The organism is Ekhidna sp. (assembly GCF_039940915.1).
Classification (GTDB): domain Bacteria; phylum Bacteroidota; class Bacteroidia; order Cytophagales; family Cyclobacteriaceae; genus Ekhidna.
Map to the genome: position 1 here is coordinate 365,754 of NZ_JBDVFO010000003.1, position 11,760 is coordinate 377,513.

9 protein-coding genes are annotated in these 11,760 nt (G+C 40.3%); 7 read left to right on the top strand and 2 right to left on the bottom strand.

Annotation, left to right across the window (positions count from 1 at the left end; genetic code table 11):
* Positions 1–66 precede the first annotated feature (66 nt).
* The 5 genes from ABJF57_RS16585 to ABJF57_RS16605 all read left to right on the top strand — a co-directional run bounded on the left by ABJF57_RS16585 (position 67) and on the right by ABJF57_RS16605 (position 6,759).
* Positions 67–1,059, top strand: coding sequence for an acetamidase/formamidase family protein (locus tag ABJF57_RS16585; RefSeq protein WP_462232451.1), 993 nt, complete (start codon positions 67–69; stop codon positions 1,057–1,059).
* On the top strand, positions 1,056–1,397 hold the full coding sequence (gene arsC, locus ABJF57_RS16590; protein WP_462232452.1) for an arsenate reductase (glutaredoxin): 342 nt from the start codon (positions 1,056–1,058) through the stop codon (positions 1,395–1,397). Before ABJF57_RS16585 ends, arsC begins: the two co-directional genes overlap by 4 nt.
* A complete protein-coding gene (locus tag ABJF57_RS16595; RefSeq protein WP_462232453.1) occupies positions 1,394–2,374 on the top strand; it encodes an NADPH:quinone oxidoreductase family protein in 981 nt (326 codons plus the stop codon). Before arsC ends, ABJF57_RS16595 begins: the two co-directional genes overlap by 4 nt.
* Before the next feature lie 155 nt (positions 2,375–2,529).
* Positions 2,530–5,439, top strand: coding sequence for a SusC/RagA family TonB-linked outer membrane protein (locus tag ABJF57_RS16600; RefSeq protein ID WP_462232454.1), 2,910 nt, complete (start codon positions 2,530–2,532; stop codon positions 5,437–5,439).
* A 12-nt stretch (positions 5,440–5,451) separates the two neighbouring features.
* On the top strand, positions 5,452–6,759 hold the full coding sequence (locus ABJF57_RS16605; RefSeq protein ID WP_462232455.1) for a RagB/SusD family nutrient uptake outer membrane protein: 1,308 nt from the start codon (positions 5,452–5,454) through the stop codon (positions 6,757–6,759).
* A gap of 55 nt (positions 6,760–6,814) precedes the next feature.
* Here the strand turns inward: ABJF57_RS16605 and ABJF57_RS16610 are convergent, their stop codons facing one another.
* Complete coding sequence (locus tag ABJF57_RS16610; RefSeq protein WP_462232456.1) at positions 6,815–7,528, bottom strand: pirin family protein; 714 nt, start codon at positions 7,526–7,528, stop codon at positions 6,815–6,817.
* 136 nt (positions 7,529–7,664) lie between these two features.
* On the opposite strand from ABJF57_RS16610, the gene ABJF57_RS16615 reads away from it, so the two are divergent.
* Together ABJF57_RS16615 and ABJF57_RS16620 are read left to right on the top strand one after the other, a co-directional pair.
* On the top strand, positions 7,665–8,090 hold the full coding sequence (locus ABJF57_RS16615) for an FKBP-type peptidyl-prolyl cis-trans isomerase (RefSeq protein ID WP_462232457.1): 426 nt from the start codon (positions 7,665–7,667) through the stop codon (positions 8,088–8,090).
* A gap of 122 nt (positions 8,091–8,212) precedes the next feature.
* Complete coding sequence (locus ABJF57_RS16620) at positions 8,213–10,021, top strand: mechanosensitive ion channel family protein (RefSeq protein WP_462232458.1); 1,809 nt, start codon at positions 8,213–8,215, stop codon at positions 10,019–10,021.
* A gap of 388 nt (positions 10,022–10,409) precedes the next feature.
* Here ABJF57_RS16620 and ABJF57_RS16625 read toward each other — a convergent pair whose 3' ends face one another.
* Positions 10,410–11,726 carry a sensor histidine kinase gene (locus ABJF57_RS16625; RefSeq protein ID WP_462232459.1) on the bottom strand — a complete coding sequence of 439 codons (1,317 nt, stop codon included), beginning with the start codon at positions 11,724–11,726 and terminating at the stop codon, positions 10,410–10,412.
* Positions 11,727–11,760 lie beyond the last annotated feature (34 nt).

An 11,760-nucleotide genomic window follows, 5' to 3' on the forward strand; every position in this document is an offset into this window, starting at 1 on the left:
AGGTTAGATTTTTTAATAAGTTAGTAAGTATAAAACTTTAACTATCTCAAACCAACCTATAAATATATGAAGACGCATATCTGGATTTTAATGGTTATTGCTGTTGGATGCACGACAACAGTAAAGGTCGATAATGACCTTCCAAAAGACTTACCAAAACCTGACTATACGCTTACGTCAGATCAGACACACAATAAATGGAGTCGGACAATTGAGCCGGTACTATCGATTGAATCAGGAGACGTGGTGGAAATAAGTACCGCGGAGGCTACTGATGGCCAGCTGTCATTAGATTCCGATACTTCTGATTTAATGAACCTTAGTTTTGAGCCCATTCATCCTCTTACAGGTCCTATTTATATAAACAATGCTCAACCGGGTGATGTAATAGCAGTGACACTGCATAAAATTGAGATAGGAGAATGGGGTTGGACGGCAATACTTCCAGGTTTTGGATTTCTTGCAGATGAGTTTACAGAACCGCACCTGAAGACGTTTGAATTGGCTGGTAAAAACAATGTTCGTTTTGCGGAAGGTATTAATATTCCTTTAAACCCTTTTCCGGGTGTTTTAGGTGTTGCTCCAGATACGGATTCTTTACTTTCTACCATTCCTCCCCGAGCCAATGGGGGTAATATGGATGACCCTAATATTGTAGAAGGAACAACTGTTTACCTTCCTGTATTTGTCGATGGAGCCCTTTTCTCTATAGGCGATGCACATGCAGCTCAAGGGCTGGGTGAGGTATGTGGTACAGCCATAGAAGCGCCAATGAAGTTTTTGGTTGAGATTGAATTGCTCAAAGGGGCTAGTATTGAAGAGCCGCAATATGAAAACGAGGATGTGTATGCTGTTACAGCCTTCGGGGTTACAATAGATGAAGCTGCGAAGAAAGCCACAAAATACATGATTGAATATCTGAAAAAAGAATATGGTTTGAGCGCGAATGACGCTTATATGTTATGCTCCTTAGCGGGCGATTTAAAGATAGCGGAGGTTGTAGATGTACCTCATATGCTGGTTACAATGTCCATAAACAAAAAAGTATTAGCCAAATGATGACGATATATCATAATCCCAGGTGTAGTAAAAGCAGGCAAACGCTTAACCTCATTGAGGATAAAGGTCAGACTTTTGAAATCAAAGAATATTTGAAAGACCCACCATCGAAAGAAGAGTTAAAGAAAATCATTGCACTATTGGGCATAAAGCCTGAGCAACTCATTCGAAAAGGAGAGGCAGACTTCAAGGAGAATTTCAAAGGAAAGAACATGACTGATGATGAATGGATTGATGCCATGATTGCCTATCCGAAACTTATGGAACGACCCATAGTAGTCGATGGGGATAGAGCCGTGCTTGGTCGTCCGCCAGAAAACGTCCTTACCTTATTATGAAAGCAATTTTAGTAGAAGAACTTGGCGGGCCTGAAAAGTTAGTCTATCGAGATCATGAAATAGATCCACCCAGGTCAGGAGAGGTACGGATTGGGGTTAAGTATGCTGGAGTTAATTTTCCTGACACACTCATTATTCGTGGGAAATATCAATTTCAACCAGAACTACCATTTTCCCCAGGAGGGGAGGTCGCTGGGATCGTTACGGATGTAGGAGCAGATGTTACTGAATTTAAACCAGGCGACAGGGTGGTGGCTGGAACAACAGCCGGAGGTTTTGCAGAAGAAGTAAATGCCTTTGGGTTCAATACGCATAAGCTACCAGATGATGTATCCTTTAAAGATGCAGCCGCCATTTTGCTTACGCATGGCACCGCCATTCATGCGCTAAAAGACAGAACCAATCTCTCCGAGGGCGAGACGATGGTTGTTTTGGGAGCATCCGGCGGAGTAGGTACCGCTGCTATTCAGCTTGGCAAGCTCATGAAAGCCAAGGTGATTGCATGTGCTTCGACTGATGAAAAATTGGAATACTGTAAAAATGTAGGAGCAGACACGGTACTTAAGTACACTCCAGAAAACATAAAGTCTGCCATTAAGGACGTAACCGATGGGAAGGGAGCGGATGTGATTTTCGATCCCGTTGGCGGAGCATATTCCGAACAAGCTTTCAGAGCCATTGCTCCGATGGGAAGGTATTTAGTCGTTGGATTTGCTTCGGGAACAGTCCCGGCCATTCCATGGAATCTCCCACTTTTAAAAAGCGCCTCCATTGCAGGAGTTTTTTGGGGAAACTTCTTTCGGAAGTTTCCGGAAGAGAACAAGTCAAATATTCAGGAGCTTTTAAAATGGTTGTCTGCAGAAATGTTTACACCGCAAATTGACAACATATACCACTTGTCTTTAGCTGCCGAAGCCTTAAAAAAAATAGAAAACAGAAAAGTTATTGGTAAGATTATTTTAAAAATGGATACTTAAGTTCCTATAAACCAAATAATATTCTGCAGGGCGTATTTCTTTACAATCAATAATTGCATAAACAACTTCTTTAATCCATAGTTCCTTGCATTTGGTCGATTATTTCGTGATTTTTAACGACATGTTAAATTTTTTTTAAGTTAAAAAACTCTACTATGATGAAAAACTACTTAAAGAGAAAACTCTTGGTGTTAGCCTTATTGGCTCCCATTAGTTTTCTGATGGCCCAGGATGTTAGGGTCAGTGGAACGGTAACGGATGCCTCAAATGGGGAACCGATTCCGGGAGTAACAGTATTGGTAAAAGGGACTACAAATGGAGCTATTACTGGTATTAATGGAGAATATGAGTTGTCAGTTCCGTCTGACGCTACGCTTGTGTTTTCTTCCATTGGATATTCAAGCGTTGAGGTTGCAGCTTCGGAGGCTGGAGATGTTTCGATGCAGACCGATGTAACAAATCTGGATGAAGTTGTCGTTACAGGTTTGGCTACCTCGATTAAGCGTTCGAATCTGGCCAATAATATTTCAACGATCAACTCTGAAGCATTGACCGGAACGACTACAGGTGCAACATTGGATGGAGCCTTGTATGGAAAATTGACTGGAGTCAATATCAATGCAGCTGGAGGTGCTCCTGGAGGACAGACTGCTCTTAGATTAAGAGGAGTTTCTTCACTATCTGGAAATAACCAACCACTTTTTATAGTTGATGGGGTATACATAAGTAATACTCAGTTAACCACTGGATCATCTGTTGCTTCAGGTGCAAACGCAGGAAGAGAAGAGGGGGGATCCAATAGAGTATCTGATATTAACCCGGAAGATATTGCCAGTATTGAGGTTTTGAAAGGAGCTTCTGCTGCAGCAATCTATGGAACACGAGCGAATGCGGGAGTTGTTATCATTACAACCAAACGCGGACAAGATGGGAAGACTACTGTGAATTTTGAGCAGGATTTTGGATTTAATGAGATTCAGAATTACGCCGGAAGAAGATCCTTTACCAGAGAACAGGCACAGTCTTTATTTAGTGCTGGTGCACTATACGATGCAGCGGTAGCCGAAAATGGCGGGTTGTATAACTATGAAGAAGAGTTGTATGGTGAGAAAGGTTTTATCACGGATTCAAGACTTTCAATTTCCGGAGGTAACAACAAAACAAAATTCTATTTTAATGCGAGCAGAAGGGACGAAGATGGGATTATGTTGAATACCGGTTACACTAGAAATTCGTTTCGTTTAAACCTGGATCACAATATTACTGATCGATTGAAAATCGGCACTTCAACCAATTACATAAAAAGCAGCGCTGATAGAGGACCTGTTGGTAACGAAAACAGTGGGGGATACAGTGTTGGATATAACTTAGCTTTCGCTAAAGATTGGGAAGATTTTTTTCCTGATGAAAACGGAATATACGCTTCTGGAGGTTTTGGAGGCGTCAATGTAATTTACAATAGAGATAACATTATCAATTCCGAAGATGTTGATCGATTAATTCAAGGAGTAAACGCTGAGTATTTGGCGATACAAGAAAGTAATTACCAATTGAAGTTCCAATTCAATGGGGGAATAGATTTCTTCAACGCTAATACGTTGGTTTATATACCTGAGGATCATGAAGTTCAGGTAGGAACAACCCAGGGGTTTTTGTCAGCAACGAGCAATAAATCATTTCAATATAACTACAATGCTTTTGCAGTTTTTGATTATTTCACTGGAAATGACCTTAGCATAACTACCCAGGTGGGTATGTCATACTTGAGTTTTGAAAGCAATTTCTTAAACTCACAGACAACACAACTAATTCCCGGTTTAATTAACGCCGGAGATGGAGGATCGTATATTGTGGCACAAAGGCTTACAGAAGAAGAGGAATTTGGAATAATCGGTCAAAGTACCGCCAATTGGGGTGATAAAATAATTCTGACTGCAGGTGTTCGATTTGATAAGTCAAATCTAAATGGAGATGTAGATAAGTTTTTCGCGTTCCCAAGAGCTTCGGTCGCAGTAAATGTGGCAAATTTTGATTTCTGGAGCGTTAGTGCGATCAATCAGTTCAAGTTAAGAGTAGCTTACGGAGAAACAGGAAGTAGTGCAAGATTTGGCTCTAAATACACCTCTCTTGGTACAACCATTATTGGTGGTAGTACTGGACTTGCTTTAACGACCAATTCTCAACAGCTAGGAGCTGCTGGTATCGAGCCTGAGACCTCACAGGAATTGGAATTTGGAGCTGATTTTTCTTTCCTTGATGGAAAAATAGGTTTAGAAGCTACGTACTATGAACGTAAAGTCTTGAATCTGATTTACCCGTTTTCATCCATTCCACTCTCTTCCGGATTTGGAACTGAAATACGAAATGATTTTGATTTGAAAAATACGGGGATTGAACTTTCCTTGAATGCCAATATCATTACCAATGAGAACATTACTTGGAATTCAACCCTGAACTGGTGGAAAAACAAAGCAGAAGTTGAATCACTAGGTGTTGGAGAATTCCAACCTTCCGGCGAAGGATTCAATCTTCAGTTTGGTAGTGCTTACATCAGAGAAGGAGAGCCAGTTACATCACTTGCTGCTGCTCAAGGCACTGATATTGTAATAATAGGTGATGCAGCTCCTGATTTCGAGATGAGCTGGTTCAACCAGATTACTTTCCTCAAGGATTTTGATTTGACATTCCTGTGGCATATGAAAGAAGGTGGAGATAATCTAAACCTTACAAGACTATTGAGCGACTTTGGAGGTACTACTCCTGACCTGGATGATCCAAACCTTACAAGAAGTTTTGGAACTGATGGACCCGCTGGATACATCGAAGATGCTAGCTATATCAGATTGAGAGAAATAGGGTTATTCTATACATTACCTGTTGAAAGCTCAGTCTTCCAAAGAGTAAGAGTGGGAATATCTGGAAAGAACTTGCTGACAATTACAGATTACTCTGGGTATGATCCGGAAACATCTGCTTTCGGGCCTTCAGGTCTTTCACAAGGAATTGAGGTTGCCCCATTCCCAAGTGCTAAGCAGTTCTATTTTCACCTTGGTTTAAGATTTTAAATGAATATAAAAATGATTATTTCAAGTAAAAAACTATATCTGCCGTTGATAGCATTGTTATTTTCGGCTTGTTCACTGGAAGATCTTCCAGATCCGAACGGACCCAGCTTGTCTGGGACATTGAGTAATGCCAATCAACAGACCATGAATTTTTTGGTTACTGGATTGGAAGCGGAAATTCGAAATGGAAGAGCAGGATTCATAACGGCAACTGGGACAATTGCGAGGGAGTTGTATGATTTTAACTCTTCAGATCCTGCTACGCTAGTAAATTTATTAGGTAAGGAAGGGACCCAATTAACTGGAAGTGAGCCACAATTGACAGGAACCATTTTTGCTCGATATCAAGCGGTAAAAAGTGCGGATTTTATTTTGCAAGCAGTAGAAGATGCTACAGTAACTGAAGCTCAGAAGAGAGGTTATCGTGCATTTGCTTATACGATGCGAGGTTATGCACTCATTGATGTTCTAATGTTGTTAGATGATAATGGTGTTCGGGTAGATATATCAGACCCAGATAACTTAGGGCCTTGGTTGGATCGATCTGCAGGCTTTGCAGCCATTAGACAAATGCTGGATGACGGATTTGATCAATTGACTGGGGCAGAATTCAGTTTTGCACTTTCAAGTGGTTTTGATGGATTCGACTCACCAGCTTCTTTTGGTGAGCTTAATAGAGCCATTGCTGCTAGAGCTGCGCTTTATGATGGAGATCATGCGGCAGCACTAACCTTGTTAGGTGATTCATTCCTTTCGCTGAATGCTGCTGACTTAACAACTGGGGCTAGGAGGTTTTATGCGCAAACGGAGATACTTAATCCAATTTTTAAAACCCCTCAGCAAAGTACCGATCAGTATGTTGTGCATAATAGATTAGTCACTGACATCAGGCCTACAGATACACGAATCTCTAAGTTTAGAGTTCGAGATGTTGCTTCACCGAGAGATGGTGTAAATGGGACGCACGAAATGGCTATTTACGCTACTTCCACGGATCCTATTGATCATATCAGAAATGAAGAATTGATCCTTATTTATGCTGAAGCAAACATCAATGCTACTACACCAGATTTTCAGGCAGCTGAAGACGCACTTAACATATTGAATGGTGCGTATGGTCTGGCAAATTATGCTGGTGCGCAGAACGTTGCTGAGTTGACAGATGAATTAATTTATCATCGCACCTACTCACTATGGGGTGAAGGACATGCAATGTTTGATCTAAGAAGGAATGGACGTTTGAATTCTACCAATCTACCACTTGATAGAGCTGGTGATCTCGTTCATACACATTTCCCGATTCCTCCTTTTGATCGATAAATAAATGGTATTAAAAAAACCCACTCATTTGAGTGGGTTTTTTTTTGCTCAAAACTCAATCGTAAGTCATAGGCACTTCAATAAACAGTAACTTAGAATCTGCAATCGCCATCACCTCAGCACTATCTGTATCAGATATACCTATTGCATCTCTTTTTCGCAAAACCTCTCCTTCAACTTCAATTTGACCATCAATTACAAAGCAATAGAGACCATTGCCTTCACCGTGAAGCGTATAGGTAATGGATTTTTCGGCGTCCAAATCGCTTAGCGAGAGCCAGGCATTTTGATTGATCCACAGACTTTTAGCTTCATCAGGTGATACCACTGTTTGAACTGCATTCTTTCGTTCCTCTGAGTTAAATACCTTTTGATCATAGCGAGGTTTGATGTTTTCTTCTCTTGGTAGTATCCAAATCTGGAGAAAGTTTACCTCCTCTGTTTTGCTGGCATTATACTCGGAATGGGTGAGTCCACTACCCGCACTCATGATTTGAACCTCTCCCGTATTTATGACTTTTTCAGTACCTGTACTGTCCCTGTGCGCAAGTGCTCCACTCAAAGGAATAGAGATGATCTCCATGTTGCTATGTGGGTGAGTTGGAAAACCAGCTCCGCCGATAACAATATCGTCGTTAAGTACTCTTAGAACACCAAAGCTCATACGCTCCGAGTTGTGGTAATGACCGAAGCTAAACGTATGTTTGCTGTTCAACCATCCAAAATTTGCCTGACCCCGACTACTTCCTGTATGCACTATTTTTTCCATGATTTTCCTTTCTTAATTTTTCTATTGAAATTATATACGTATATACATTATATGTAGTTACATATAAATTATAATTGCTCAAAAAAAACTTTATAAATTTCTTACCTTTGCATGATTACTTATAAGAAAAGAAGAAATGAAAGCTAAAGCTAACGACAAGGTAAAGGTGCATTATACAGGAAAACTCACATCTGGAGAAGTATTCGATTCTTCGGAGGGGCGCGAACCTCTTGAGTTTACACTTGGTGGCGGGCAAATGATTAAAGGGTTTGATGAGGCCGTAAATGGGATGGAGATAGATGAGAAAAAAACAGTAGAGATTCCATCTGCGGAAGCCTATGGAGAGCGTAGGGAAGAATTGATTCAGGAAGTACCTAAGGATCAGCTACCAGATGATATGAAGCCTGAAGTTGGCCAAAAACTAGTAGCAACGAATGATTTAGGACATCAGACATACGTGAATGTAACTGCGGTTTCTGATGAAGTCATTACCGTAGATGCGAATCATGATCTTGCTGGCAAAGACCTGGTGTTTGATATCCAATTGGTGGAAATCGGATAACGAAAGAGTTATTTTAGAAATACAAGGAGGCTCGGTAACAGAGCCTCTTTTTTTATGCCATTTTTGTTGTAAATTCAATTAAGCCTTTTTCTGTTAGCTCTGTGTTTTCGCAAATGATTTCAATGAAAAAAATATCTATCCTTGTTTTGTCGCTATTGACTTTTCATGTTGCTTCTGCTCAAGTACAGAGTGATAGTGTCGATAAGGCCATGGAGCAAAAGCTTAGTGTCTTGAGTCAGCAACTGGAAACGTACCAAAGATTACTTGACCAGAGTGATTTAAAGCGCAAGGAAGATTCATTGGTAAGAGCGAATTTAATGGAGCGATTGCAACTCCTCCAAGCGACTGCCAATGACGAATCGTTGAGTGAACGCGCAAAATACGATTCGATACAAGAAGCAGAACAAAAACAGCGTACCCTTGAGCTGAGAGGCGACACTAAAGGCTTCAATGTTAATCCAATTGATGATTCACTTTTTGTTATCTACACAAGGCTTGGACATGTAAAACCAGAAGAAAGGGCAGCCAATGTGAGCGAGAAAATTGAAATACTTGTAAAAAGTGATTTCTTTTTTCCTGATTCCCTTTATATCAAGGATCATGATAGCACTTTGGATATCATGTACAAAGGCCTCATTGTTACTAGTATCTCAGACTGGGATGCTTTTTGGGTGCAAGGAGAGGACAAACATTCACTTGCTCGTATTTACAAAGATCAGATTTCTGATTTTGTGATACGTACGCGAAATCAGAGCACTATCGAGAATCTAGCCGCAAGAATTGGGCTTGTTTTTCTTATTATCGGAGGAGTGGTGTTGATCTTATATTTCATCAGAAAACTTGCTAGTGGAATCCAAGGCTGGATGGTGATTAGTAAGAACAAATACTTCACTGGTTTCAAAATTCGAAATTTCGAGCTTCTCCCACCTTCACTGCATCTGGATGCAAGTATCCGTGCTATTTCTATTGTAAAATGGGGTCTTTATGTACTCGTTTTCTATTTATCTCTTCCGTTGATTTTTGGTCTCTTCCCCTTTACCAGAGGTTGGGCTCAAAACTTAATGGATTGGATCTTAGATCCGGCTAAAAACATTTGGTTTGGTTTTTGGAATTATATACCCAATGTTTTCACGATTGCCGTCATTTATCTCATTACCAGATACCTGGTGAAGTTTTTAAGATTCATTGCAGAAGGGGTAGAGAATGGAACGCTAAACCTTTCTGGTTTTTACACAGATTGGGCCATGCCCACGTACAGGCTCGCGAAGATTTTGATTTATGTGTTTATGGTGGTGATGATTTACCCATACCTCCCGGGATCTGATTCCGACATTTTTAAAGGTGTTTCTATCTTTCTTGGACTCCTCATTGCTTTCGGATCAACTTCTGCTGTCTCGAATGTGGTAGCGGGACTTGCCATTACCTACATACGCCCTTTTCGTGTTGGCGATCGGGTGAAAATAGGTGAAGTAACGGGTGAAATTATGTCTAAAGCTTTGCTGGTAACACGCGTGCGCACAACCAAGAATGAAGACATCACCGTCCCAAACTCTTCGATACTTACAGGCCATACAGTGAACTATACCAGCAGTAGCAAAGAACTGGGACTGATACTTAATACGGCCATAACAATAGGCTATGATGTTCCATGGAGGAAAGTACACGAGCAGTTAATAGAGGCAGCAGTTGTAACTGATGGTGTAAATGTGAGTAAAGAGCCTTTTGTGCTTCAAACAAGCCTGGATGATTGGTATGTTTCTTACCAACTCAATGCCTATACAGATACGCCAGAGCAAATGCCAAAAATTTATTCAGCCCTTCACTCCAATATCCAAGATAAATTTAAAGAGGCTGGTATAGAGATAATGTCACCTCACTACCGAGCAGTAAGAGATGGAAATGAAACAACCATCCCTAAGTCGATCAATTGAAAAAAATCGTCAAAAGGAGAAGATAAAAAAAGACCGAGCCGTCACTGACGGCTCGGCTCGTCCAAAGCTTATCGAATTTGTAGAAACCAATTTTACTAATTACAAATAGCTTATGAGGATGTTACAATTCTAATGTCTATTGATGCATGATTAGTAACAGAATTGCCGCAAAAAGAGATTGTCTACTTTTTGTATACTTCTCAGGAATACCCTTTATCCTCTTTGCACGACGAAAATGAATATTCAATTTCCATGCCACTTAAAGCTGATTTTTGTTAAAATACATGAATGGTTAACAGGTAAATTTTAATGGCATGCTGTTAATTGCAGCAAGGAAATGTCTTAATACGTATCTCTGTTCAGTGTGTTCCTAAATAGGAAAAAAATACTAGTTTTTGATCGGGAGCGACACACGAAAAGTCGATCCATTCCCTGGGTCTGACGTGGCGACGATACTGCCGCGATGGTCTGAAACAATCTTAGAAGAGATGGCCAATCCCAGCCCTGTTCCTTCTCCTGGATCTTTTGTAGTGAAAAAGGGATCGAAAATTTTGTCCAGTACTTCTGGCGACATACCTATTCCATTGTCGTCTATGACAATGTGAATGAAACTCGCATCTTTTTGAACAGTGATATGAATCATCCCTTGTTTTGGTATCGCCTGGATGGCATTGCCTATTAGGTTAAGAAAAACCTGATGAAGCTTACCCGAGTTGCCAATCACCACTTTTTGATTACAGTAGTCTGTTCTAATTTGAATACGCCCCTTGGATTTGTGTTCCAGAATATTCAGACAGTTATCGATCAATTCGGAGATATCGCATGTCTGATTATGGTCTTGCGATTGATGACTGAAATGACTCAGGCTATTTACAATTTTGTTTAATCGATTCAGCCCCTCGCCCATGATTTCGAAAAAAGTCGCATTTTCTTTCTGAGTGTTTTCATCCATGTTTTGTTTCATGGTTTCTAAGCCACCTTGAATGAAATTGAGTGGATTCCTAATCTCATGATTGATGCCGGCACTCATCTGTCCAAGGGAAGCCATTTTTTCAGAATTGACCAATTGACTTTGCGTCTGCCTTAACTCTTCAAGTGTATTTTCCAGTTTTCTTTTTTCGGACAACAAACTCTTGTGCGCATGATCTTTATTTCGAATGACCACAATCAGCAAGGTGCCAGTGACACATAGAGAGACAATGACATGTATTTGATCACTCAGGTGAGCAAGAGAGTCGGATACTTCTATCTGATAGAGAAGATGTCTTGGTAGCAGAACGCTCAGTAAGATCATCAGTAGTGTAAAAGAAAAAGAAACGAAGAAGTACTTTCTTTCTGCGCTGAAATCAAAAAAGAAAACATACCCTAGAAGTACCGGAAAAAAGGTAGTGAGTATGGCATCTCCCAATGTGTAAACGTGATAGGTGAAGAAGATGCTAAAAGAAGTGATGGCCATCAATAATATCTTAGCAATACCGAGCTTTCCATTAACATTTAGTACATACGAAAGGAGACTTACCAGCATGAATATCAGGGAGATTAGAACGGTTCTTGAACCATCTACATAGATACCATAAACAGCATAGTAGAGATATAAAAAGCCAACTATCAGTGAAACACTATTCGTGATTACGATATTTTGATTGACTTCCAGCGGGTAAGATTCGCTGGTTCCTTTTCGAATAAGTTTTTTAATAGGATTCAAATCTGTAGCGACAGATAATTTATGACTTCAATTT